At 44.6% G+C, this 26020-nt stretch carries 26 protein-coding genes; 16 read left to right on the top strand and 10 right to left on the bottom strand.

Translation table 11 applies throughout. The features are described 5' to 3' along the window. The first annotated feature begins 396 nt into the window (after window positions 1–396). Complete coding sequence (locus tag M1D61_RS00225) at window positions 397–3558, top strand: S-layer homology domain-containing protein (protein ID WP_458120632.1); 3162 nt, start codon at window positions 397–399, stop codon at window positions 3556–3558. Between the two features lie 213 nt (window positions 3559–3771). On the opposite strand, the gene M1D61_RS00230 is transcribed toward M1D61_RS00225, so the two are convergent. Beyond that, entirely contained in the window at window positions 3772–3900 is a 129-nt protein-coding gene (locus tag M1D61_RS00230; protein WP_458120633.1) for a hypothetical protein, read from the bottom strand. Between the two features lie 214 nt (window positions 3901–4114). Between M1D61_RS00230 and rlmH the strand changes: the two genes are divergently transcribed. From rlmH to csaA, 6 genes are all read left to right on the top strand, one after another. Next, window positions 4115–4594: a 23S rRNA (pseudouridine(1915)-N(3))-methyltransferase RlmH gene (rlmH, locus tag M1D61_RS00235; protein WP_458120634.1), complete on the top strand. Its 480-nt coding sequence runs from the start codon at window positions 4115–4117 to the stop codon at window positions 4592–4594. Window positions 4595–4902: 308 nt separating this feature from the next. Further along, the gene (locus M1D61_RS00240; RefSeq protein WP_458120635.1) at window positions 4903–5478 is read left to right on the top strand and encodes a TetR/AcrR family transcriptional regulator; all 576 of its coding nucleotides are present in this window, start codon (window positions 4903–4905) and stop codon (window positions 5476–5478) included. A 336-nt stretch (window positions 5479–5814) separates the two neighbouring features. Beyond that, complete coding sequence (locus tag M1D61_RS00245) at window positions 5815–6666, top strand: SDR family oxidoreductase (protein ID WP_458120636.1); 852 nt, start codon at window positions 5815–5817, stop codon at window positions 6664–6666. A gap of 44 nt (window positions 6667–6710) precedes the next feature. Beyond that, the gene (locus tag M1D61_RS00250; protein ID WP_458120637.1) at window positions 6711–7802 is read left to right on the top strand and encodes an FAD-dependent monooxygenase; all 1092 of its coding nucleotides are present in this window, start codon (window positions 6711–6713) and stop codon (window positions 7800–7802) included. A 114-nt stretch (window positions 7803–7916) separates the two neighbouring features. Continuing rightward, window positions 7917–8240, top strand: coding sequence for a putative quinol monooxygenase (locus M1D61_RS00255; RefSeq protein ID WP_458120638.1), 324 nt, complete (start codon window positions 7917–7919; stop codon window positions 8238–8240). 95 nt (window positions 8241–8335) lie between these two features. Continuing rightward, window positions 8336–8668 (top strand): chaperone CsaA, encoded by a 333-nt coding sequence (csaA, locus tag M1D61_RS00260; RefSeq protein WP_458120639.1) that lies wholly within the window; start codon window positions 8336–8338, stop codon window positions 8666–8668. Between the two features lie 378 nt (window positions 8669–9046). Here the strand turns inward: csaA and M1D61_RS00265 are convergent, their stop codons facing one another. Then, window positions 9047–9706, bottom strand: a complete 660-nt coding sequence (locus M1D61_RS00265; RefSeq protein ID WP_458120640.1) for a YczE/YyaS/YitT family protein — start codon at window positions 9704–9706, stop codon at window positions 9047–9049. Window positions 9707–10056: 350 nt separating this feature from the next. Here M1D61_RS00265 and M1D61_RS00270 point away from each other — a divergent pair, with 350 nt between their 5' ends. The 7 genes from M1D61_RS00270 (at window position 10057) to M1D61_RS00300 (ending at window position 15594) form a co-directional block, all read left to right on the top strand. Beyond that, window positions 10057–11142: a 5-methyltetrahydropteroyltriglutamate--homocysteine S-methyltransferase gene (locus tag M1D61_RS00270; protein ID WP_458120641.1), complete on the top strand. Its 1086-nt coding sequence runs from the start codon at window positions 10057–10059 to the stop codon at window positions 11140–11142. 33 nt (window positions 11143–11175) lie between these two features. After that, the gene (locus M1D61_RS00275; protein ID WP_458120642.1) at window positions 11176–12675 is read left to right on the top strand and encodes an aldehyde dehydrogenase family protein; all 1500 of its coding nucleotides are present in this window, start codon (window positions 11176–11178) and stop codon (window positions 12673–12675) included. A 397-nt stretch (window positions 12676–13072) separates the two neighbouring features. Further along, window positions 13073–13339, top strand: coding sequence for a hypothetical protein (locus M1D61_RS00280; protein ID WP_458120643.1), 267 nt, complete (start codon window positions 13073–13075; stop codon window positions 13337–13339). Next, entirely contained in the window at window positions 13336–14004 is a 669-nt protein-coding gene (locus tag M1D61_RS00285; protein WP_458120644.1) for an MBL fold metallo-hydrolase, read from the top strand. The genes M1D61_RS00280 and M1D61_RS00285 overlap by 4 nt, the downstream gene beginning before the upstream one ends. A 397-nt stretch (window positions 14005–14401) precedes the next feature. Further along, on the top strand, window positions 14402–14842 hold the full coding sequence (locus tag M1D61_RS00290; protein ID WP_458120645.1) for a MarR family winged helix-turn-helix transcriptional regulator: 441 nt from the start codon (window positions 14402–14404) through the stop codon (window positions 14840–14842). Window positions 14843–14976: 134 nt separating this feature from the next. Next, a complete protein-coding gene (locus M1D61_RS00295; protein WP_458120646.1) occupies window positions 14977–15303 on the top strand; it encodes an antibiotic biosynthesis monooxygenase family protein in 327 nt (108 codons plus the stop codon). 21 nt (window positions 15304–15324) lie between these two features. Then, the gene (locus M1D61_RS00300; protein WP_458120647.1) at window positions 15325–15594 is read left to right on the top strand and encodes a DUF2798 domain-containing protein; all 270 of its coding nucleotides are present in this window, start codon (window positions 15325–15327) and stop codon (window positions 15592–15594) included. Between the two features lie 285 nt (window positions 15595–15879). On the opposite strand, the gene M1D61_RS00305 is transcribed toward M1D61_RS00300, so the two are convergent. The 6 genes from M1D61_RS00305 to M1D61_RS00330 all read right to left on the bottom strand — a co-directional run bounded on the left by M1D61_RS00305 (window position 15880) and on the right by M1D61_RS00330 (window position 21751). Next, complete coding sequence (locus M1D61_RS00305; protein ID WP_458120648.1) at window positions 15880–16860, bottom strand: YndJ family transporter; 981 nt, start codon at window positions 16858–16860, stop codon at window positions 15880–15882. Window positions 16861–17282: 422 nt separating this feature from the next. Continuing rightward, window positions 17283–17666 (bottom strand): winged helix-turn-helix transcriptional regulator, encoded by a 384-nt coding sequence (locus M1D61_RS00310; RefSeq protein WP_458120649.1) that lies wholly within the window; start codon window positions 17664–17666, stop codon window positions 17283–17285. A 222-nt stretch (window positions 17667–17888) separates the two neighbouring features. Further along, a complete protein-coding gene (locus M1D61_RS00315; protein ID WP_458120650.1) occupies window positions 17889–18662 on the bottom strand; it encodes an SDR family NAD(P)-dependent oxidoreductase in 774 nt (257 codons plus the stop codon). Window positions 18663–18957: 295 nt separating this feature from the next. Beyond that, window positions 18958–19524, bottom strand: coding sequence for a TetR/AcrR family transcriptional regulator (locus M1D61_RS00320; RefSeq protein WP_458120651.1), 567 nt, complete (start codon window positions 19522–19524; stop codon window positions 18958–18960). 10 nt (window positions 19525–19534) lie between these two features. After that, complete coding sequence (locus M1D61_RS00325; protein WP_458120652.1) at window positions 19535–20704, bottom strand: MFS transporter; 1170 nt, start codon at window positions 20702–20704, stop codon at window positions 19535–19537. A 534-nt stretch (window positions 20705–21238) separates the two neighbouring features. Next, complete coding sequence (locus M1D61_RS00330) at window positions 21239–21751, bottom strand: type 1 glutamine amidotransferase domain-containing protein (RefSeq protein WP_458120653.1); 513 nt, start codon at window positions 21749–21751, stop codon at window positions 21239–21241. Between the two features lie 574 nt (window positions 21752–22325). On the opposite strand from M1D61_RS00330, the gene M1D61_RS00335 reads away from it, so the two are divergent. Continuing rightward, window positions 22326–24065 (top strand): ABC-F family ATP-binding cassette domain-containing protein, encoded by a 1740-nt coding sequence (locus M1D61_RS00335; protein WP_458120654.1) that lies wholly within the window; start codon window positions 22326–22328, stop codon window positions 24063–24065. A 72-nt stretch (window positions 24066–24137) separates the two neighbouring features. Here M1D61_RS00335 and M1D61_RS00340 read toward each other — a convergent pair whose 3' ends face one another. Further along, the gene (locus tag M1D61_RS00340) at window positions 24138–24521 is read right to left on the bottom strand and encodes a RidA family protein (RefSeq protein ID WP_458120655.1); all 384 of its coding nucleotides are present in this window, start codon (window positions 24519–24521) and stop codon (window positions 24138–24140) included. Window positions 24522–24626: 105 nt separating this feature from the next. On the opposite strand from M1D61_RS00340, the gene M1D61_RS00345 reads away from it, so the two are divergent. Next, window positions 24627–24962 (top strand): winged helix-turn-helix transcriptional regulator, encoded by a 336-nt coding sequence (locus tag M1D61_RS00345; RefSeq protein ID WP_458120656.1) that lies wholly within the window; start codon window positions 24627–24629, stop codon window positions 24960–24962. Window positions 24963–25086: 124 nt separating this feature from the next. On the opposite strand, the gene M1D61_RS00350 is transcribed toward M1D61_RS00345, so the two are convergent. Then, window positions 25087–25929: an SDR family NAD(P)-dependent oxidoreductase gene (locus M1D61_RS00350; protein ID WP_458120657.1), complete on the bottom strand. Its 843-nt coding sequence runs from the start codon at window positions 25927–25929 to the stop codon at window positions 25087–25089. Between the last annotated feature and the right edge of the window lie 91 nt (window positions 25930–26020).

Below are 26020 nucleotides of genomic sequence, written 5' to 3' on the forward strand. Positions count from 1 at the left end.
TGCAGTCGTGAGTGTATATAACTAGATTTAGAGGATATATTTTACAATTCGTACGGAAGTCCTATACAACTCCCTTAACAGACTTCCGATAGTATTAAAGGAAGATTCACAAGTGCTCCCTCTGGGCCGACCGCCATTCAGTCAGCGTGGAGGGAGTTTTTAATTTAGCGCGAGGATGTGAGACGTTTCTGTAGTCGAAGAATGATGGCAAATATGCCAGTATACCCAAGCTGCATACATATATTTATAAGTAAGCGAAAAGCAACAGAGAGCTATTCGCTATAGAGAAACAGCATAAACTTTATCCGCGTATATTTAAAAAAATATTAAATAATTACATCAATTTATCCGATATTTACTTGGTAACTATCTAAGTAAGTAAACGGAGGGTTTGGATTGAAAGGATTAGGGGTACTAAAGAAATCCGCTATCATGTTCTTAACAGCTGCTGTCGTATGTACTACACCGGTAGGCCTGACGACAAGCGTATCGGCTGAATCATCAAGTGTGGATTATTCCTCAAATTATACATGGGTACAGATGAACCCAACCACCTACCCAACAGGCAGAACAGCACCGCTGATGACATATGACCCGGTGAACAAGTACGTCATTCTGTTCGGAGGCCTGGTATCCGGCGTATGGTCATCAGAAACATGGAAATGGGACGGCCAAAACTGGACCCTGCTCAATCCAACTACCAAGCCGCCAGCTCGCAGCGGCGGCGGTATGGCTTATGATCCAAATAGCCAGCAGGTCATTATGTATGGTGGAGATGGTGGAGGAACCGGGACATGGGCATGGACAGGCACCAACTGGAAGCAGCTTCCGACAGCTCATAATCCGGGTGTCCGTCGTATTCCTTATATGTCTGTTGCACCGTCCGCAAATGGTACTACTCAGAATATCCTGTTATTTGGCGGATTGGACAGTAATAGCAATGAGTATGGTGACACATGGATCTGGGACGGTACAGACTGGGCTCAGGTAGCCATCAACTCGGGACCTTCCGCAAGATCATTTGGTCAGATGGCCTATGATCCGATTCACAAAAGAACAGTCTTGTTTGGCGGTGTAAGCAAGGGTGTTTTCTACAATGATACCTGGACATGGGATGGTTCCCAATGGACCCAGCACCCCATGTCAGCGAGCCATATCCCACAGGCAAGAGCAGGAGCGGGTATGGCCTTCGATGACTCGCATATTATTATGGCGGGCGGTGACGGCAGCGGCACTTCATTGAATGATACATGGATCTGGGATGGCAGCCAGTGGGAGAAACAGTCTTTGCAGAGCAGCTATACCCCCCACGCGCATATGGGCATGACCTATGATGCCAAAAACGGCAAAATCGTTATATTTGGCGGTTTCACTAGCGGTGTATCCGCTCTCCCGCGAGACACCTGGATTCTGCAAAATCTGCCAAAAGTAAAGACAGGACTCGCCGACAAGATTACTTCAACTTCGGTTTCCCTGTCGGGTGAGCTCCTGTCTGAAGGCAAATCTCCAGTGCAGTACGCAGGCATCGAGATCAATGATGGCAATGCAGTGACCCGCCATGCGGCACCGGACAATTCACTGGGCAGCTACATGCTGAATATTACTGACCTTAAGCCGGATACCAGCTATACGTATCGGGCATATGCAGTCGATGTATATGGCAATGTCGCCTATGGAGACAACGCCAGCTTCATAACCAAGAAAAAGTCGCCATTACTGCTCGACAGCTATAACTACAGCCTGAAAATTGGTGAGACCCATCAGACAGTTGCCCAATCCGTCTATGAAGGCGATGGCAGCCTGTTCACCATTACAGATGGTGTGACATTCAGTTCCCAATCACCAGAGATCGCTTCCGTGGATGACAAAGGTCTGGTTAAAGGCGTGGCTGAAGGCAATACTGTCGTGACAGCGGTATACAACGGCCTGACCGCTCAGGTGACGGTCAATGTGTACTTTACGCCGCCGACGCTGGTCAGACTGTCCGCAGACAGTGAATCCTATACGCTTCGCAAAGGCACTACCCAACCAACCGTAACGCGCGCCGTATACGATGACGGTACGAGCGAAGTAATCACCGGCAACCTGCAATACACGTCTTCCGACGAGAGCATCGCCACGGTCGATAGCAATGGTGTCATCACCGCGAGATCCAAAGGCAGTGCAGACATCACTATCGAATACGCAGGCAAAACTTTTGTGATTCGAGTCAATGTAACGGAAAAGCATAATTCCAAAAACAATACTACCAGCGGCGATTCCACACCAGCTGCACCAACCCCTGAGCCGACGGTTACTCCAGGGACCGATCCGGAAGTGGTCATCACCGATCCGTCTACCAGCGAACCGATCGCTACCCTGATCAAACAGGACAAAGACGGCAAGAAGACAGCCACCATCGCAGTCGACAGCGACAAAGCGATTGAAGCACTGGAGAAATCCAACCGCAGCACATTGGTGATCCGCTCCGACGAAAATGCGGATGAGACCCATACCCGACTGGATGGCACCATCGCCAAATGGCTGGATAACAAAAATGGCGCGATCGAACTGCAATCACCGTCCGGAAGATACATTCTGCCGGCCAAGCAGCTCGGTGTGAATGAACTCATCGCCAAAAATAACGCAGCCGCCAGCCTGTCTCAGCTGCATCTGAACGTAACCGTATCGGCAGCTTCGGCATCAGCCGAGCAGGGCATCCAAAATGCGGCTGCATTCAAAAAGCTAAGCATGGTCGGACCGGCAATGAACTTTGGCGTGACCTCCACGTACAATGGAGAACAGACATCAGTTCCAAACTTCGACCAGTATGCACAGCGTCTGATCCCGCTGCCGGCAGGCTATGATCCGAATCGTATTACGACAGGTATCATCTACGATGAGAACCAGATCTCGTTCATGCATGTGCCCACACAGGTTGTCCGCATTGACGGTCAGTATTATGCACAGATCAATAGCCTGGTGAGCAACGGCACGTACGCGCTGATCTGGAACGAGAAAACATTCGATGATGTGACCAATCACTGGGGCAAAGCAGCAATCGATAACATGGCTTCCCGCCTCGTCGTGGAAGGCATGAATGAGATGACTTTTGATCCAAATCGTAAGATTACCCGTGCCGAATTCTCTGCGATCGCGGTGCGTGCATTTGGACTGCAGGACGATCGTGCAGTAGGCAAATCCTTTACTGATGTTGCCAGCGGTACATGGTATACGCCATATGTAGGCACAGCATCTGCGTATGGCCTGCTGAATGGCTATACCGATGGTTCATTCAAGCCGGACAAGACGATCACCCGCCAGGAAGCCATCTCCATCCTGATCCGGGCAGCCCGACTGGCCGACATCAATCCGTCAGCCAGCAGTACAGCTACACTGAACAGCTACAAAGACGGCGCCCAGACCTCCGCATGGGCCAAGCAGGATGTAAGCTATGCGACAGAGCAGGGCATCATGCAGGGCGATGCAGCCGGTATGCTGAACAGCAAAGGCGCTGTGACCCGTGCAGAGACAGCTTCCCTGATGGAGCGTGTTCTGAAATTTGCAGAACTGATTTAAACGATGTCTATCCAGCCTTGACTGCCAAGCGATCCAACGTTTGGTAGAATGGGCAGGAAGCACAGGAAGCACAGGAAGCACAGGAAGCACAGGAAGCACAGGAAGCACAGGATAGTATGTAAGTAAGAAGAAAGAGACCTTTCTGTTGGTGGAAAGGTCTCTTTCTTTTTGCTTTAGCCTAGCTTAATAGGAGAGAGAGATGAATTCTGCAGTTTAATAATACGGTTTGTTCCGTTCATCCAGCGCACGTACTTGTTCTTCCAGTACACGTATTCTCTGATTTTGCCGATACAAGATTGGAGAAATAGCTATGATGAATAAAATGATGGCTCCGATGATCATATTAAGCCTCCTTATGTAGGTGAGTCGTATAAATAGTTTACATAAAAGAAAGTATCTGTTCAAAATGAAATTTGGAAAATAAAGTATGATATGATTTTTGGGGATGATGGAAGACTATAGTAGCAGACACTAGCCGGATATCTGGTATGATAATAACATGTGAGTTCCAGTGACGGGCGACAATACAGAGGTAACAGAATTCAGGAGGATATCGATGTTCATACAGATTATTGGAGTAGGCAAGCTCAAGGAAAAATACCTCGTACAGGGAATCGCCGAGTACGCCAAGCGGCTGACCCCGTATATCAAGTTCCAGGTAATTGAAGTTAATGACGAGAAGGCACCGGATACACTCAGCGATGCCGAGGTACGGATTGTAAAAGACAAGGAAGGCGAGCGAATCCTGGCACAGATCAAGCCGGATGCGCATGTGATTACACTGACACTGGACGGCAAGCTGTGGAGTTCCGAGGATCTGGCAGCCGAGATCGATAAGCTGGGGACGTATGGCAGCAGTCATATCGTATTTGTGATTGGCGGCAGTCATGGGATTGGAGACGAAGTGCTGAAGCGGGCGCAGCAAAAGCTGTGCTTTGGGCGAATGACGCTGCCGCATCAGCTGATGCGACTGGTGCTGGTGGAGCAGATTTACCGGGCAGTGAAAATTAACCGGGGGGAACCGTATCATAAATGACGCAAATTTTTTGGAGAAGAAAAGAAATTAAAAACCTCTTCAGTCTCAAACTCTTAAGAAAGCTAGCAAAATAGTTGAATTAATTCATAGAATGCCAGGAAGATTGAATGTGTAATAATCACAAATCATAATAGCGGTTTGAATATTATTCAGGTCAAGCTGAATTTGGTAAGGAGGCAGGATAGGTGCTGGGAATCGAGCTTCTTGACCATCTGATTGTTGCAGGGGACGAATTCTACAGGTATTGTGGTCACAGAAGTACGATCTCCCTAATGGACATTCGAGTATAGCACTGCTATAATGGACGTATGAACACATATGATAAAATATTGGCAGCTGCTCTTAAGGTACTTGAAGAGGAGGGCGGAGCCCAATTTTCGACGCGAGCCGTAACTTCGATCGCGCAGGTCACGGCTCCTACCCTCTACCACCATTTCGGTAATGCCGATGGACTCCTGAGTGCAGCTATAGTGGAAGCATTCAAACAGTTATTTGAAAGCAAGATTGCCGCTGTGGAGTCCACCATTCCCGAGATAGCTCTTCGTCAAGGATGGGATGACTATGTCCGCTTCGCGGCAGCCCGTCCTCGGATTTATGCGGCGATGATGGGACGGTTACTTGAGGGAGCCCATATCGAGGCGGCAGATCAGTCGTACCAAGCACTGGTGAAAAATATTCAGAGAGCCGCCGCCGAAGGCAAACTGGCTGTGTCCGCCCAGGCTGCAGCAGATCTGGTCTGGGCTTCCGCCAATACAGCCTCTTGGCTGTATGTAACAGCCCAGATTCGTAAGGCCCCCCCACCCCAACCCGACGTCGTTGATCTCATTCGGGAGAGCGTTATGCAGATCATTTTGATCCCCATGACGGACGCCGATTCAGAATGAGGGATTCGGTGAAAGAGCCTGGAGATTTCAGGCAAATATTCAATTTAGAAGACACATAAAAAAGATCGCCTATCCAACCTGGACCTCCAGGAGGATGGCGATCTTTTTTATGTCTGGAGGATGTGAGTATTAATTTCCTTGTGTTTGTATTGGGTAACAGGTGAAAGGCACGCCGAGTGCATCACGTAGCGCTTGTTAAAGCAATGTTCAGACCGCAGAACAACATTTTAAAAAAAGTATAGCACTGCTATAGACAGTCCAATATAGCGGTGCTATAATAACGGTATAACAGCGCTATACAGTGATCCATATCTTATCAAACTTAGGAGGGTTATTATGTCATTCAAAACTCAAGAACTGGTCGTCGTCACAGGTACATCCAGCGGCATCGGCAGGGCTACCGCGGAGCAGCTCGCCGCTGACGGATTTCACGTTTTGGCAGGGGTTCGCCGTCAGGAAGACGCCGACAAAATCAAAAGCAAAAATATTGAGCCGGTGATCGTCGATGTTACCAATGTCGAGACACTGAAGGCGCTGGCAGAACGGGTAGTGAAGGATCCGCTTAGTCGCCCCTTGCGGGCCGTAGTTAACAATGCCGGAATCGCTGTTAATGCACCTCTCGAGATGGTTCCGCTTGATGAGCTACGCCGTCAGATTGAAGTCAGCGTGATCGGACAGGTTGCGGTTATTCAGGCGCTTACTCCGGCATTGTTGAGCAGCGGCGGACGCGTAGTTAATGTGGGCTCGGTTGGCGGAAAGGTCTCCATGCCCGGTTTTGGAATCTATTCGGCAGCAAAGTTTGCCATGGAAGCAATCAATGACAGTCTTCGGAGGGAGATGGCCTCGTTCGGGCTTAAAGTCATCATGATTACTCCGGGAGGTGTCAGCACTGGACTGTCGGAGCAAGGGATTACGACAGCGGAGCGGCTATCCAGGTTGATGACGCCGGATCAGCACAGACGTCATGATCGTCTCTTTGATGCCGTGAAGGCTCAGGCAGAATCATGGGCCACGGACGGTATCCGCCCTGAAAAAGTGGCAGCAGTTATTTCACGCGCAATCCATGAAAGAAAGCCGCGCACCCGCTATACGGCAGGTCGCGATTCGGCACTGCTGACCCGACTGGTCCGTATTCTCCCAGACAAACTCCTCGACCGAATGCTCCGCAGCCAGATGAAGCTGCAGTAACGGATATTTTTACGAATGCCTATTACAAAACAGGAGAATGAATCATGTCACAGCAACCGTTTGAACATGCCATTATTGTAGGTGGATCTTTAGGTGGTCTAATGATGGGCCTTGCGTTATCCCGTTCTGGTTATGCAGTGACCATTCTTGAACGTGCAGATTCATCATTAAGAAATGGTGCTTTTATTCGCTTACGCACAAATCCCTCTCGTAATAGTGAAATTGAACGAGAATTAAGACACCTGGCATCCAGTGGTAGTAACAATGTTGAAGCCTGGTCAGCCATTCAAGAACGTTTGCACAACGCAGTCGCTAAAGAACCTGGCATTACCCTTCGGCACCATACACGAATTGTTAGTGTTGGGCAAAATGAATCGTCCGCTTGGGCTACCAGTGAAGAGGAGCAGACGTTTAAAGGAGACTTCTTGATTGGCGCAGATGGATATCGCAGTATTGTCCGCCGTTATTTAAGCCCTGACAGACCATTTGCAGATTATACTGGCTATCTGGCTTGGGTAGGGAAAGTGGATGAAAATTTGCTGCCAAAGAAAGACTGGAAAAAACGGCAGCTTTCGAGCGCTTATTTCAGCGATAGTGCCGCCGGTAAATTGACAACTGCGGTGATGCCAGGGAAAGAGGGGCGAACCCATCCCGGCCAGCGATGGATAGGTTTTTGCTGGTTTGATTATTCGCATAATCTATTGCTGTCTGAATCAGGCGTGTTAAAGGACGGGATTGTCCAGCATTCCTTATACGGTGAAGCTGTTCCGGATTCGCTGCTGAAAGAACTATCACAAACCAGCCAAGCCAACTGGAGTAAAGAAGAGGATGCCATTTTGCAAATCGCGATTAAGGATCGCAGTTTAATCGGGGCGCCTGTTAATGAATACCTCCCTAATATATTGTCAAAAGGAAGAATAGCCATGATCGGCGACGCAGCTCATACCATGTCGCCAATGACAGGCGCAGGCTTTAATGACTCACTTGACGATACGGTTGCCATTATGGATGCCATTAAAAAGTATCCGAATTCGATAATAAATGCTTTGAGTGAATACCAAACACGTCGTTTAGATATAGTTCGTCAAGATGTTCTTGCCGGCCAAGGCTTTAATCGTACTTTTGGAAGCGTATAATAGCACGGAACTAAGCCATTGATGCACTAAAATTTTAAGCATAAATGGGAAATTTGCCCATCAGAGAAAATAGTAATGCAAAATTACGCAGTGTATAATTTAGGAGGAATTAGCATGAATGATACAAAGAACCGTTACGTTACTGTACTCTGGGAGGCGAGAGCTAAGGCAGGAAAAGAAGCCGAGATGAAGGCATTTATGACTGCTGCTGTCACCCCGTCGCGCAACGACTTGGGCAACATTGATTACGAGGCTCACGAGGTAGAAGGCCAGCCTGGCACATTCATTATCTACGAGCGCTGGGAAAACCGGGATGCCCTCGATCGGCACCTGAGCGCCCCGCGGATGCAAGAACTGGTGCCCCAGCTCTTGGAGCTGATGGAGGGATCTATTGAGGAAGGCATTCGACTCCTGCAGCCGTTCCGCCCAGCGCAGTAAAATGCAGCACCGAGCGGAACCCATTAAGTTTTGCTCGGAAAGCTTGAGAGGTAATTTCGTGAGCGCTTAAAGACTTGAGTGGAGGAGGTAGAACGTTGGCAACGATCGATGATTTTGCAGCACTAGATATTCGTGTCGGAACGATTAAGGAGGCGGAGTTTTTTGAAGAAGCAAAGATCCCTGCGATAAAGCTTAAGATTGATTTTGGACCGGAGATCGGGATGAAATCTTCAAGTGCACAAATAACTAAGCGTTACAAGGTTGAGGGAATTGTAGGGAAGCAAATTATAGGAATCGTCAATTTTCCTCCTCGGCGCATTGCAGGATTCAAGTCGGAGGTATTAGTTTTGGGAGGGGTTCCGGAAAAAGGAGATGTTGTTCTATTAAAGCCGGATATTGAGGTCCCTAATGGTACTCCTATTTCATAAAAATAAGAATCTACGGCGATGCTTGGGTAAGTCTCCGGTAATAACTGGAGACTTATTGGTATGTACTATGTACAACTAACTCCGCACCCCAATCTTCTGTTTGTATAAAGTCCCTGATATATTGTGATCATATGTTGGGGATAATCCCCAATTCGTTATTTGAGATACTCTCCAATCTACCAAATAAGCAGAGAGCTAAAGGAAGGATGAGAGCTGTCAAAATTAACGAATGTGCGTTTGAAAGATACCTCAACAATGTACTTGTCTTTTGTTGGTCGTACTACCATTCCATGCAGACGATTTAAATTATAAAGAGCAAATTTAAAGCACTAGCAAGATTTTGCCTTACATATTCCGAACCTGACTACATCCCACTCCTTAACGGCTTGCCGTCTGTTCGCTCGGCCGTCTTTCACGCAAAAGCTTTTCCGCAAAATGTACATTAAAAAAGTGAATGATCGGTCCGAGACCGAACATGGACACCAACGTCCCAAGTCCGATAATGCCCCCAAACATAAAGCAAATAAACGCGCAGAGAGCATCCGTAAACATGCGGTGCCAGAAATAGCTGACTCGCGGGAAGCGATCCCTCATCAGCAGGGACAGGCAGTCATAAGGGGCGATGCCCACGTTGGTGGTCTGATACAGCGATACGCCAAAGCTGCATACCACGACGCCAATCGCTACCGTGATCACGCGCTGCCACAGCAGTTGAGGCTCGCCCGGCACGTCGATCCAGATGTTATAAAAAAATGTAACGACATAACCCAGAAATACGGCGTTTACGATCGTGCCGATTCCGATAAACCGGCGTCCCGCGATAAGCTGGATCACGAACAAGGAGAGGTTGAGCAGGATCAGAAAACGGGCATACGCGATCCCGCTTGTATCTGCAAGTGCCATTACCATGCCGCTGAAGGGATCGTTCCCCAAGCCGGATAATTTGAAAATGCTAATTCCCATACCCAAAAAAACATTGCCGACCAGCATAACGATCAATCGCTTTGGATCTGTTAACGTATTAAGGAATCCCTTCATATGAACCGTCCTATAGTCAGATTATCATTCTGCCCAGCGCAAACGACGCCGTCATTATAGCACAGTTTCCACGGGCGTTCCGTGCCGATTTTTACCGCTCTACATCTCACATCTTGATTCTCCTCTCCCAAACTCCAGATACTTCGGATCGTTCTCCATAAAATTTTGATACCGCCGTCCATATAAGCTCCAGTCAGCTCGTCCGCTGTCTTTTCACTGCCTTCTACCTTCAAACCTAACCCTCTAGCTATAGCCCAAACATATGACCAGACATACTTTTTTCATATGACAGAACTCCTCTTCCCTCATGGTATACTCATGAGAACAAAAAGGCAGAAGGAGCAAGTGATATGATTCCCTTTCGACACGATCATGTAGGTAGCTTTTTACGTCCTGGCAACTTGAGTCAGGCGCGCGAACAATATAAAGCAGGCAGCATCACCCATGAACAATTACGAGCTGTAGAAGACCAAGAGATTATTCGCATTATTGAAAAGCAGAAGGAAAACGGCGTGCTCGCTGTTACGGATGGCGAGCTGCGCAGAAGCTGGTGGCATTTTGATTTCCTGGGCGGTTTGGATGGCGTAGAGTTGTATGAACAGATCGACGGCCCGCAATTTCACAATATGCAAACGCGCAAGGGTGGGATTCGCGTTGTAGGCAAAGTGGATTTCTCGACTCACCCTTTCCTGGAGGATTTCAAGTTCGTCCAACAGCATGCAGGTGAGACGATAGCGAAACAGACGATTCCGAGTCCGAATATGCTGCTATATCGCCTGGAGAATGGTGCCAATGTGTATACGGATCGCGAGGCGTTCCTGCAGGATACGATTGCAGCATATCAAAAAGCGATCCAAGCGTTCTATGACGCGGGATGTCGCTATCTGCAACTGGACGATACCGCTTGGGCAGACCTTTTCTCGGAAGCAGGGCATGATAAGCTGCGCGCCAAAGGGTTGGAGCCAGCGGAAGAGTTGCACACGATGCAGCGTATGATTAACGAATCATTGGCTCATAAACCGGCGGATTTAGTCGTGACGATGCACATTTGTCGTGGTAACTACAAATCGAATTATTTCTCAACGGGTGGCTATGATTATGCTTCTGAGGTGATCTTCGGCGGCTTGGACGTAGACGGATTATTTTTGGAGTTTGACGACGAGCGCTCCGGCAGTTTCGATTCATTAAAACATGTGAATCGCAAAGATCTGAAAATCGTGCTCGGTCTGCTCACATCCAAAACCGGCGAATTAGAAGATAAAGAACACATCAAAGCCCGGATTGCCGAAGCGGCTACCTATGTCCCGCTGGAGCAGCTTTGCTTAAGCCCGCAATGCGGATTTTCGTCTACGGAAGAAGGCAATATTTTAACGGAAGACGAGCAATGGCGTAAGCTGCGTTACGTGAAGGAAATTGCAGACGAGGTATGGACGTAATCCATTTATTTAGATAAAAAAAGGGGTTATACAATGACAATTCAAGCAGACCAGGATGCCGTGAACGCCATTACCATTGAAGCGCTGATCAATGGCCAGAATGTAAAGTCTCTCTCCCAATCCACCAAAGAGAATCCGGCGAATCCGACCGAGATCGTGGGCTATTTCCCTGTTACGACGAAAGAACAAGCCGTCGAAGCGATCGAAGCAGCCGCAGCCGCTTTTCAAACATGGAAGAAAACCGATATCGAGGATCGCGTGGCAAGCATGCGCAAAGCGATCGAGAAGATTCGAGCAGCCGAGAACGAAATCGTGCATTTGCTGTCCAGAGAGCACGGCAAGCCGCTGTATGATGCGCACGGCGAAATCTATGTTGCGTTGATGTGGATGGAGTTTGTTTGCAATGAAGCGGCCGCGGCTCTTCAGGGAGAGATCCAAGAGCATGATCACGGCAAGACGATTCTGTCGTATGACCCGATCGGTGTGGTAGCTGCGATCAGTCCATGGAACTATCCGATTGCGTTGTCTACGATCAAGATCGCTCCTGCCTTGCTGGCGGGCAATACCATCGTGCTGAAGCCAAGTCCGTATGCGCCGCTCGCAGCAGCAAAAGTGGCAGAGATTATTGCAAGTGAATTCCCAGCGGGCGTAATCAATGTCGTTCATGGAGATACGGATGTAGGCGTTGAACTGACTACGAATCCGCATGTGGCGAAAATTGCTTTTACAGGCGGAACCGAGACGGCCAAGCATATTATCAAAGCGGCTTCCGACACAATTAAAGATATGACGCTTGAGCTGGGTGGTAACGATGCAGCTATTTTTCTGGACAGCTTTGACGTTGAGGATGAGCGTGCGATGCGCCGGATTGTCGTTTCTAATTTCTTGACAACAGGTCAGATCTGTATGATCGCTAAGCGTGTATATGTACACCGTTCGATCTATGATCAGTTTGTGGAAAAATATATCGAGGCGGCTAATCGTTGGATTCGTATCGGCGATCCGTTCGACCCTGATACGACAGTAGGTCCGGTCAATAACGTGAAGCAGAGGGATTACGTACTGAGTCTGGTCGAGGACGCGAAGCAGCGCGGGGCCAAGGTTATTCCTCTAGGACGTATTTTGGATCAGAAGCGGTTTGACGAAGGATACTACCTGCAACCGACGCTCGTTCTGGGTTGCAATGTGCATGATCCGATCGTGGTGGAGGAACAGTTCGGTCCTACGGTTCCGATTCTGCCATTTGATGATGAAGAGCAGGTGATTCATCTGCACAATGAAAGCATCTATGGATTGACGAGTTCGGTGTGGGGGAAAGAAGAGGATGCGATTCTCCTGGCGCGTCAACTCGAAGCTGGAACGACGATGATTAATACGGCTGCTGTTCAAGGACTGGACGTTCGTTTCCCGTTCGGCGGCTTCAAGCAGTCCGGAATCGGCCGCGAATACGGCACGGAAGGCATCCGCACGTATACGCAGCAGCATGTGATCAATATTCCGAAGATGCTGGATCTTCCTTATATTCCGGAATAAACGGTAGAGAAGTTGTTACAAAATCCTGCTGTTGATGACAAGTGAAGGCTCTAATACGACGCCCTGTCTACTGATTTTTGAGAATCGGAAGACAGGGCGTTTTTCTGAGCAGCAGGAAAAGCAATCTGATCGAGATCCTGATGAACCAGGCATGTTTCGTGTTCGGCGGCTTTAAAGTTAACTAATCCAAACGACAAATACACAAAACGAACCTTTTCGGCGATATAGCTCGGGAGTTTCGTTTATTCTTTTCTAACTTGACAGATTAGTGAAAGAGCGATTAAAATTACAAACGCCCCAGTTGTAACTATTTAAGTTACAGTTCACTGAAAAATTCAGGTTTGGAAAGGAAGAAGTAAAAATGAAAAATTGAAAACCATGGTTTGGATTTACGTTATTGATCGGTTTGGTATTAGTATTGGGAGCTTGTTCGAATAAGACCGACGATACGAGCGCGGCTGCCGGTGCACCTGCGGAAACTGCCTCGAATACCGAAACGGCGGCCGACACGAAGCCAGAGACGACGAATTTAAAAATTACCACATTTAATCCGGGAGACAGCAGCGTGTTCGCAGTAGCTTCCAATCTGATCGAAGGGCCGACCGAAGTCGTGCTGGTGGATGCTCAATTCAAAAAAATGATGCTCAGAAGCTGGTACAAATGATCCGGGATACAGGAAAAAAACTAACAGAAGTTTATATCAGTCATCAAGATCCTGATTATTACTTCGGTCTGTCGGAGATCCGTGCGGCTTATCTCGATGTGAAGATTGTGGCGACTCCAGCTACGGTGGAAGGGATCAAAGCCACCATTCAAACGAAAAACGATCATTGGAACCCGATTTTGAAAGAGAATGCTCCGACTGCGCAGGTCATTCCGGATGTGCTGGACGGCGATCAGTTGACGGTCGACGGCCAAACGATTCAAATTATCGGTCTTGACGGGAACGACCCGGCGCATACGGTTCTTTGGATCCCTTCGGAAAAAACGATTCTCGGCGGGGTGTCCGTTTATGAAAACGAACATGTGTGGATGGCGGACAGCCAAACTCCAGAAAGCCGCAAAGAATGGCTGGAGCGGTTGGATCAGATTATCGCGTTAAACCCGGAGCGAGTCATCCCGGGACATTACGTTGGCAGCAGCTCGGAAACCGTGTCCAGCGTAACCTTTACCCGTGACTACATCAAAGACTTCGAAGCCGCGGCTGAGAAAGCCAAGGATTCGAAAGAACTGATCGCCGCAATGGAAAAATCCTATCCGGACTTCGAAAACAAAAGCGATCTTGAGACGATCGCTCAAGTGATCAAGGGCGAAATATCCTGGCCTTAATACCACTATTTACGGACATAACCACCCCCCCTTCCACGCATGCATCGTACAAGGGGGCGTTTGAGATGGAATAGCATATTGCTGCAGATAAATCCTCAGTTGAAAGCTTATGAGAGGAATGGTTCTCTTAGGTACCTCTCAGCGTACATGTTACAAAGCAGAGGGGTAAAGTAATGCTTAATCAAGAGTGACTAGAAAAGTTGTAATGAATGTAGTTTAAGCCTTTCAATCTTTTTTTTGTAGAAGAGTATGGTGAACAAGCTCTTCTACTCGACTACTTTAATAAAATTGAGCTATTACTTAAAAACTATATTATTTTTATGCTACAATAAAGCGAAAATTTGACGTTAAAAGTCCAACTAATAGGCAGGACATATCATAATAAATGGAGGAAAATATGGAGTTAGATCAACGATATAATAAGCTAAAAGAGTTTCAGGACTTGTTTGAAAATATTTTTAGTAAAACTAAAACTCAATATAATTTTTTCCCAAAAACAAAGTACAACCTTAGTGATGGACACATACTTGTTCTGACCTATCTTTATAGAGTGAAAAAATGTACAGCATCAGATATTACGAAATATTTAGGAATTACTTCCGGTGGAGGGACGGTTCTTACTGACACATTACTGAAACATAATTTAATTAATCGTCTTAGATTAGAAGAAGACAGAAGAGTTGTTCAGCTATCGTTAACGACTGAAGGTAAGGAGATTGTGGATCAAATTATCGAAAACCGAGCAAAGACATTTGTTGAACTATTTCATGATTTAGAAGAAACAGAAATCGATCAAATGTTAAGCGTTTTTCGTAAAATTAATAAAAAACTAAAATAAATACACAGTGTAACTTTATAATTGATAGAAATTCTCATTGACTAATGACATAACCCTATGTTAAGTTTATTTTTAAATATTATCTTATTTAATAAGATAATTATCTAATAATATATAGGAGGAGTAAATAAGCTATGTTTATCAACCAAGCACACTTCGAAAGTGACAAGTTCAATGAGGACTACATCATTTCAAAGATAAAAAAAACTATAGACCAAACGGAAGATGTTCAAGGATTGATTGCATTAGAATGCTGGAAGAAGGAGAGTAATGCACATGTAGAATATGTCCTTGTAACAAAGTGGACAACTAAAAAAGAATTTACTACATGGTTATCAAGAGAAGACCATGTTAACGAGCATAAGGAAATGAACAAACAAAAGAAACAGGGAGTCAGTGAAAAGCCAATTTTGAAAAAGACAATTGTTCAATACGAGTCAGTAGAGATTACTAAATTTTAAAATTAAAGGATGGAGTAAGTTTTGAAAATTAATATAAAATATAAACAAGCTATTTTTTCTTTCTTAATGGCTTTCAGTATGAGTATGCTTATTTCATTTATTTTGGTTTCAATAAACGTTGGGTACAATGAGATTTTTCTACAGACGTGGTTAAGAAATTGGGGGATGGCATTTATTATTGCTTTCTTTGGAGCATACTTTTTGCCAAGGTTTATACAAAAGATTGTTATAAAAATAAATTTTGTGGATGAGAAGTCGGAAGCTTTTAATAAAGCCAAAACTATTTTATAAATAAATGAAAGCATATTCGAACATAGACACGATAAATATCGTGTAATTGGTGAGTACAACTACAGTAACAATCTTTTATAAATTTCAGTCAACATGTAATAGTTGGCTAGTTAAAGGGCTAAAGTCCTTATGGTCTGATTGGGAAAACCATACTGTTTGGGATACGAAGAATTAATATTCGATAATAGAGAAGTTCTATGCAAAGAAGCCACTCCATGTACGGAGTGGCTTTGTGTTTAGATACATTATGGTGAACCGTATCATAAGTAGAGCGAAATTGTAACTTCATGATCTATGTTTATTGTAAAGCTTTTTTCCGTTAAGAGAGTCTACCAGGTACACCCACCCGATCAATCCACATAAAACAAATCCAAACGCATGCAGTGCTCCATAAATGGGAATGAAATCAAGGATCGTTAAAGCAAATCTGTTTTTCAGGAGCGGATAGAACATGGAAATTACGACAACAGTGTAGAAGGCGAGGCAAGAAAGAACTAAAAAGAATGCTGCCTTTTTGTATAACGCGTTTCGCTTTAAGTATGTAAGGAGATACGTAGTGTAAATTGCAATATTACAAGCAAACAACGTGACACCAATATACTCAATCGGCTTGGAGAAAATCATACCGATCGCGATCAAAACAGGTCCGATAATATCGATGACGACGACCCACGGATACCAGCTCTTCTTCGTCATGATCCGTCCCAGCATACCAATAAAAATCGGAACGATCGCAGAGGAAAAATGAAAATGAACCGAACTTAATGCATGTGTGTCAGGATTAGCCTGGAAGAGGGTCCATTGATACTGATACAAGGTGAACCAAATGCCTCCGATAAAAAAGTAAACGAGTCCCGCGCCAATCGCAATTTCTGCTATTTTTCCTTTATGTATCGCTATATTGGCTATCCCATACAGGCAAAGCAGCAAGGTGAGCAATAGCCAACCAAGGGAGAGAGTCCCCGGTACGGCTGTACCTTCTAATCCCCAAACCTTACTGCTCATCACAGAGGCCAGAGCAAGAAGCGCTGCCGGAAATTGAAACCACTTCATAGCCGTATAGATCATCCGTTGATGGGTATTTTTTTGGTCGTATTTCAATAGTAAAACGACCAGAGGTACAATGACAAAAGCCGCAAACAACAGAAATTTTTCAACCAATTCCAATTGGAAATAATCAAGAAAGAATATGAGAATGATGGTGATTCCACCTGGAATTATTGGTACGAATAAGGATTTCATTATTTGTTTCTTGAAACGGCGCATGGCAGCTCCTTTCTAACCAGGCTTAGCATGATACTTACCTATATCGGGTGGTGAAGCATTCTTTATCATAAATAAGTGATGCTCTTTTTAGTAGTTTAACACAGTTGCTCGCCGATCGACCTGTTACACCGAGCCGTAATATAAGCAAAAGCAAATAAAGGATTTAAATTAAATTATCGATCTAATGAGAACAGTTTTTAAGTTTGATTAATTCAGAATAATACTCAATCTCTTTCAGATTTTAAATACCTTATCTTATTTCAAATTATTTAGTTAACTTTAATCTGTTTTATTTTGTTCTGCAGCATTTCCTATTAGCGGAGTGACAAAAAATCTCATCTCGGAGATGCCGTTGGTACGCTTAAGTTTCCAATTGACCCGTTTTTTGTGTTTATTGGAAGTGATATTATTAATTAGCCGGACTACTTATCTATCGGTTCACTCTCAGCTATCAGTTGATTAATTCTATTCTTTCCCCATTCGTACATCATCTCTATGATAGGTAGAAGAGTAAACCCGACTTCTGTCAGATAATATTCAACTTGTGGTGGAGAAACAGGATACACTTTCCGAGCAATTAATCCATCCTTCATTAGCTCTTTTAGTTGATTGGATAATGTTTTATGAGAAATATCCGTAAATAAACGTTCTAGATCGCTGTATCTGGTAGCGCCGTCAATCCCTAAATGATATAAGATAACGACTTTCCATTTACCGCTAAACATTGACAATGTAAACTCTTTAGCGCAATGATAATCGCCATTTTCCAAACGCTTTCTGATATTTTCTCTAAGAGTTTCTACCATTTTAATAACTTCCCTTCTTGGTATAACATTTAATCGGATAATCTGTATCTTTCGGACTCTAGTTGAAGCTGAAAATCAACGAAGTCAGCAATAAGAAAATGCACCCCCCTTCCTTTTAATGAAGGGAGGTGCATTTTTGCAGTTTCCTTGTATTTGCAAGGAAAAAGGTATAATCATTTATCTACTAAATTACTTGGTGAATAAATTTAATTCAATTAGTATTTATTCAGCCCACTTTGCCAATCCAGCAGGACTCGTACCAGCCATGTAACCACCGTCAATAATAATGTTTTGGCCAGTGAGGTACAAACAGTCATCCGCAGACAAAGCGTGAATAATAGCGACAGCCTCTTCTGGCTCCATGAATCGTCCCAAAGGCCAAGCGTATTTTGCAACCTTCAGCTCGGTCTCAACACCTTCTGTGTAAAGCATCGGCGTATTCATAGAGCCTGGAGAGATGCAGTTGCAGCGCAGCCCGCGATGAGCTTGTTCCATAGCGACAGTCTTGGTCAAATTGGTGATGGCTGCTTTAGAAGGTCCATAAGCACCATATCCCGGCATGGCCGCGCTATCACCAAGTGAGCTGGTGTTAACAATAGCTGATTTATCCGGCATAATCGGCAGCGCATATTTAATGGTATGGAAAGTACCGTAGTAGTTGACTTCCATTACTTTGCGTACATCTTTCATTTCCAATTCTTCAACAGGAATTTCAGGAGTTATGATGCCAGCACAGTTAACCAAAATATCAATGCGCCCGTGTTTTTCTTTGACATTTTCCATAATCGCCTTTACTGCCATCTCATCAGTGACATCAAGCTGATGGAATTCGCATTTGCCAGGAAGGCTGTCGGCAACTTTTTGTCCAAGTTCTCCCTTGATATCTGTACCGATTACATAGGCTCCAGCTCCGACGAAACGGCGCAATACACCTTCACCCATACCTTGAGCAGTACCTACTACAAAAGCAATTTTACCAGTTAAATCAAAATACATTCCTAACACTCCTTTTAGTTGAGATAAATAACTTACTTACATTCAACCGTATCTGTCCTGATTAAGAGTCATAGCAACAACAGTAATCATTTTTTTCTAAACCTGCTAGTTGTGAGTGAGTTAAGATGTTATGACTTCGTTAAAAAAGAAGGCTTTACTTGTATTTGTTGAAGAGCTTTTTGTTTCTACGGAAAACTTTTAGCAGATCCTCCTCTCCTTATAATGTTTTTTATTAAAAGCAGAAATTGAATCATGAATAACAATTCAATTGAATTTTTTAGGTGTCGACCTATAACTATTCGGTACAACTAATACCTTTCCAAAATATTTCAAATGAAGTATCTAGTGAATGTTCGTAAGATTGGCCAGTATTGTAAAAAAGGTGGACAATCAAGCCATCAAAAAGCGTGACATAACCAAGGGTACATTCTTCTGGTCCTGAAGGGAATGCTTCTTTTTCAAACACTTTTCTCACTTCGTTCTTAAATACATTGAAGTTAGTCAGATACCGGGAAGCCACAAATGTGTTGATTTCCATAGGCGGTGAATATGACATTAAATGAAGGAAAACAACAGTCGCATTCTCACTTGTCCGTCTTTTCATTTCCTTTAAGAAATGATAGAGCAACTCTTTGGAAGTAACACCAGATTGATTTTTGAAATATGCTTGTATAAATTTAATTTCTTCTTCTATTACTTCGTCATAGAGTTCAGTAAACAAGTCCCTTTTGGTTGAATAATGGTAGTAAATTGACTGTTTTCTCATACCTGCCTCTGTGGCAACCTGAGCCATTTTGACACCTTCATATCCGTATTTGTGGAACTGATTGATTGCTGCTTGCTTAATTAATTGTTTGGACATTATTACCTCCTTAGTTCACTGATTTTCTTTTCACAATCCAGTGAACCATATAAATAATCAGAAGTAAAACGTAAATCAGCGTAGCGATGATATAGATAACTTGATAAGAACCGGTCGCAACAGCTGCCATTCCGAGAATTAATGAACCTCCCCCGATTCCCAAATCAAAGAAATTAAAGAAGGTAGCCATGGCGTCCTCATGTTCATGTTCTCCAACCAAATTCAAACACCAAGTTTGAATCGCCGGCAATAACGCACCAAATCCAAATCCATAAACAACTGCTGCTATCAGTAGCATCACGTCATTAGCTGCTACATAGAGCAAGAGTAATCCTACAATTGAAAAAAGAGAACCGGGTACGACAATGATAGTTGGTCCATATTTATCGAATAACTTTCCGGAAATAATACGGACAACGAAACTTGCCATAGCAACTAGGAAGAAGAAGAACCCTACTTGTGTAAATTCTCGTTCAAGTGCATAAAGTGAAAAGAAGGACATAATTCCTCCTGCAGCAATACCCACCAACAAAATTAAAAGGCCCGGAAAGAGCACCCGTTTTTCGAAAAACTTTACCTTCACATTAATTTCCTTGTCCATTTTTTTTCCTTCGGGTGTTCTCTTAATAAAGATCGCCATAATTACGGCCAGTATAAGAACAGCCATTCCGCCCAAGAACAATCGCTGGAAATCATACAATTCCAGCGTCAAAATACCAATCATCGGACCTACCGAGATGGCTACGGTTTCTCCGACTCCAAAATAGCCAATTCCTTCACCTCTTCGCTCCTTAGGAACAATCTCAGCTGCGAGTGTAGCAAAGTAAGTGGTAATCAATCCGAACCCAGCTCCGTGAATCAATCGGATAATTAGTAATTCCGGTATACTATCCGCCAGGTAGTAGGCCCCGGTTGAAAGAGCATTTAGCAAGATTCCGATAATTAATAGTATTTTCTTATCGAACTTGGTTGCCAATAATCCCGCGAAAGGACGCGTTACTATTGCAGAGAGGGTAAAAATCCCTGTTACCAGTCCCACTTGACCGGCTCCTTCTCCTAACGCCGTTACAAATAAAGGCAACGTCGGTAAGAGCATTTCAAAAATCATAAATACTAAGGCATTAGCAATCAAGACAAAGATGAATGATAATGACCAAATTTTATTGCTTACGGGTTTCATTTCGAAATTCCTCCTAGACCTCTTTCTAAAACAACTTTCAAAGTATATACCTGACTACAGTCAGTTGTCAACATTGCAAAAATGGTATTTAAAAAATAAATGTAATTGACTACAGTCAGTCTAGTTTTCTTTTAATAAATTTCTGGAGATATATTAAGTATAGGATCCTTGTTCTTTAGAATGGATCAACTAATTTACCAAAAAAATAAGCTTCTTATTGTTAGATGCTTTCTAGTTCGTATCTTTCAACTTTTCTTAGGCTGCCTTCATAGTTAATAAAACTGGACAGGTATTTTTTTCCCTTAAATGTCCAATCGAACAAAGTATAAAGAAAATGACTCTCCTTTTGACAAGGAGAGTCTACTAAATAGAACGTTATGAGTTGTTTTAACATATAAAGAATCATTTTTGCTTATGTGACAAGAGTTACTTAACACTCTGAAAACGTGGAAATCATAAAGATTTCCACGTTTGGAAGTTGTCTTCAATAAAATCCTCTGTTTCGAGTACACCCGAGTTTAGGAGGAATGAGACTTAAGTTTCTAAAAGTTTAAGTGACTCGCGATTGAAGGCTTCCAAATCATCCGGTGTACGGCTAGTGACAAGGTTACGGTCTACAATAACTTCTGCATCCTTAACAATTGCCCCTGCATTTTTAAGATCATTACGAACTGATACGAAACTTGTCAGCTCGTAACCTTTAATAAGACCTGTATCAATTAGGAATTGAGGACCGTGACAGATTGAGAATACCGGTTTCTGTTCTTTAATAAAGTGGGCAGCAAACTCGGCATTTTTTGGATTAATTCTCAAAAGATCAGGAGAGAAGCCGCCTGGAACTAAAAGTGCATCATAGTCCTCTGGAGTAACTTCATCAAAACTCTTCTCGATTTTGAATTGTCCACCATGGTTTCCTGTGATTTCTACAGGACCATCGGCGTTGAGAAGTTCTACACTATGACCGGCTTTTTCTAAATGTTGAACAGGGCTAGTCAATTCAATATCTTCGACCCTATTTGTAACTAAAACTGCTACTTTCTTTGACATATAACCATTCCTTTCTATTTTGTGATTCTCTTACTGTATAAAGGAATGAAGAGAAAGAAAAGTACGCACTTTTTTTATAGATTCTAACCTTATGGTTACTAATGAGACCTGTAGGGACACACAGGCTACAGCGATTAGCATCTCCGGTAATAACATGAAAAGTGATATTTGGATACAAATTGTAGAATTCTATAATCTTTGTTGTGACCATGAAAAAATAAAATCCAGAAACGCCTATTGAAAATGTTCCTTTTATTTCTTGATGTATATCCTGAACCTCAATTCTTGCGTCATTGTAAATCACGATGAGGCTGATAGCTCGGTCATATAACACTTCCCATGAAGAAGTCAGTTTTAATTGTTCGCTTAATGGTAGTTGATCCACATTTAAAACCCTTGCTGCTGGGGCGGTATACCAAAAATATTAAAACTTTAAAGCAACCACCAAATACACAAATTAATTGTACTTCCCCCCAAACAGTGTTACTCTGAGGAGTGGTAAACTCAAATTCCACGTGCTGCACCACCCCTACTAAAAATAATCACCATTTTAGCTATAAAGAAAGGTAACACTATGATCAAAGTTGAAAACCTGTCCTTCTCGTTTCCCCAGAAAGAACTGTATAACAACATCTCCTTTACGCTTGAAGAAGGCCAACACTGCGCGTTTATCGGAACGAGCGGCAGCGGGAAAAGTACGCTGATCGATATCCTGATGGACCCGTCGCGACATTTGTTCGATGGCAAGCTGGAGATCGATCCGGACTGCACAATCGGGTATGTCAGCCAGTTCTCCCAAGTCGACACTACAAAAGAAATCACCGTTTTTGAATATATCGGAGAACCCTTTATCAAGATACAGAATGAAATCAACGCGATCTATGCGGAGATGGCGACCACAACAGATATGGATGCACTGATGGAAAAGTATCAATTGGCGCTGGACGCCTTCGAAGCCATGGATGGCGATAACTTCGAAAACACCATCAACAAGCAGCTGAATCTGGCCAACCTCATGAAGCTCAAGGATGTGAACGTCACCTCCCTGAGCGGCGGCGAATTCAAACTCATTCAGGTCATGAAAGAAATGCTGAATCGCCCGGATCTGATGATTATGGACGAACCGGATGTATTTCTGGACTTTGAGAACCTCAATGCACTGAAGAAGCTGATCAATTCCCACAAAGGCATGCTGCTGGTCGTTACGCATAACCGGTATCTGCTGAATCATTGTTTTAATAAAATCATTCACCTCGAAAATGCCGAGATTCAGGAGTTTGATGGACGCTATATCGATTACAACTTCTCCTTGCTGCAAATGAAGATCGAGATGCAGGAGATTGCCGTTGCCGAAGCGGAAGAAGTGGCGCGCAATGAGGCCCTTATCGATAATCTGCGTACCATCGCAACGTACAATTCCGACGAATCCAGAGGCAGAGCGCTGAAAGCACGAATGAAGGTACAGGAACGATTTGAAGCGAGCCGGATCAAGGCACCATTCGTGGATATCAAGCAGCCGCGTATGGATTTTGGTCTGGATCATGAACTGGAAGATACCGTTATCGTGCAGGTGAATGATTACGGTGTTTCGTTTGACGAACTGCTGCTGGAGCATGTGGATTTTGAAATGAAATCGACAGATAAAGTGGCGATTATCGGCGCCAATGGAACGGGGAAAACAACGTTACTACGAGACATTTTCCGAAACCAACAGGAGTCGATTACGATCCATGACGACGTGAAGATCGGTTATCTATCCCAGCTTCAAGGCGAGACGTTGACCGATTCCAACAGCATTCTGGATGAGTTCATCGAAGCCGGATTCAGTACGTATGATGATATCAGAGCGTATCTGTCCAGCTATGGATTTGAAGGGGAAATCTTGAATCAGAAGATCCAATCCCTGTCCGGCGGCGAGAAGAATATGCTGCAGTTGGCGAAGATTGCTTCCAGCAATGCCAATCTGCTGCTGCTCGATGAACCGACGAGCCATCTGGATATCTATACACAGATTGCCCTGGAGAAAGCGATCAAGGAGTATAAAGGCGCCATCCTCATGATTTCCCATGATTTCTATTCCGTCGTCAACGGTATGGATTATGTGCTGATCATCGACAACAAGACGATCCGCAAAATGAGTATGCGCAAATTCAGACAGATGATTTATAAGCATCATTTTGACAAAGATTATCTGGAAAAGGAACAAAACAAAAAAGCGGTTGAAATGAAAATCGAATTGGCTTTGAAGGATACAAACTTTGAGCTTGCCAAAGTGCTAGTGGAAGAGCTGGAAGAGCTGATCAAGCTGCTATAAAAAGATTTCTTTAATATCATATCTCAAAAAGGGAGGGACTTCGATAAAAGCGAAGTCCCTCCCTTTTTTCAATTAATCAATATGCGCAACCGCCCGAGCCTCTACCCACTGCTCCGGCAGTGCCAGATAAGTCACTCCGATCATGCTGCCTGCAGGCCGGTGCTCTCCGATGTATTCTTTGAACAGCTCAATTGCAATCTCTCCATGCTCCTGGGCATTGGTTAAGTAGAGCTCGACATACGCCAGATTCGATCGGACAGCGCCGAATTCGGCGAGTACGGCATCCAGATTCGCCAGCGTCTGCAGCATCTGCGCCCGGATATCGCCTGCTCCGACGAACTCGCCCTGAGCATTGTGGGAGAACTGGCCGGAGATATGAATGGTATTGTCGACGCGGTAGCCCTGGGAGATCCCATGGTCCCAGAGAGTGTGGTTGTACGTCTGAATAGTAGTCATTGTGTTAGCCCCTTTACTTTGAATTAAGGCTAGTATAAACTGGGCAAAATGAAAGCGATAGTACGCACAAATAGGATAGGTACTATCTGAAAGGATAGTGTAAATATGAGCATATCCGACTTGAAAGGCAAAGAGACGGTCATCCAAGACACGCCATTTGGCTACACCATGTCCGTCATCGGCGGCAAGTGGAAGATGGTAATCCTGTACCTGCTGGCAGCCAAGCAGCCGGTTCGTTTTAACGAGATACAAAGGCAGATCGGAGCGATCACCTACAAAATTCTGAGCGCCCAGCTCAAAGAACTGGAAGTCGACGGACTGGTCGAACGCAAAGAATACCCGCAGATCCCGCCCAAGGTGGAATACTCGCTCACCCCCAAAGGACAGACGCTGCTGCCTGTGATGGAGCAGCTGTGCGAATGGGGTGCGCAGAGTCGCTAATCTGATCCACGTGCAGGTACGGATAAGCAACTAGTGGCACTGATGCAATATAGGCAGCGGTCCAAGGGTGCCCGGAGATTTGCGCTTATCCGTAGGAGTATATATGGTTTCTGTGTCACTGCTGTTATTGCAGAAATTCCTGTTCGTAAATCTGGTTGATCCGCTCCAGAATCTCCGGTGCCTGCTCCTGAAATTTCATTTCCATAATCTGTCCTTTGGATACGAATATCCCCGATTTTCCGCTATGTTCTCCTACAGCCCCCTGGTATAACTGATCTGCACCATGAGTAGGAGGAGCAAAAAAGAACTTCATCAATGGTCTGACCAGCCATGGAAGGCCCGACTTTTTTCCTTTGCGCAATGTATTGTTGCTGCCGGGATCAACGCTGCGTATCATAATGCCTTCCTTGGCTAGCCGGGGTGCGGCTGCCTGAGTCCATAGCGATAGGGCCAGCTTGGATGTGGCATAAGGGCCGACCAGTTTGCGGAAGATCGTGGGACGCTCCAGAATCTCGTTATTTATGGCTTTGGTGTACTTCACAGCCGCCGATGAAGTATTGATAACAGTATGGAGATGGCCGTTATGCAGCAGATCTTTTAATTCCATCAGTATAATATACGGAACTACGGTCATGAGCTCATAATGCATTTCACGACCCTGTTTGGAATAATCCAGTTCTGCAAAGGTTCCACCAGCATTGTTGAACAGCACATCGATCTGTTGTTCGTGATGCTTGATCATCTGCAGTACCTGTCTCAATTGATCGTAATCCGCCAGATTGCTGACCGTATAGGTGCGCAGCTGTCTGCTCTGGATCGCTTGGTGGATCGTCAGATCATCTTCGGAGAATCCGGATCGATGCACAGCGATGACCTGCCAGCCCTCTGCAAGCAATTTGCGGGTAAGCTCCAGTCCGATTCCGGAATTGGCACCGGTGACCAGTGCAGTGTATGAAGGTATAGGCATGATATTGTTCTCCTTTAGGCGATAGGATAGTTTTCTGATTGCGCCTATTGTAAAAGTTGGAGTCGACTCCAGGTCAAGGGTTGAAATTATC

It is taken from the genome of Paenibacillus sp. Z6-24 (genome assembly GCF_054161335.1).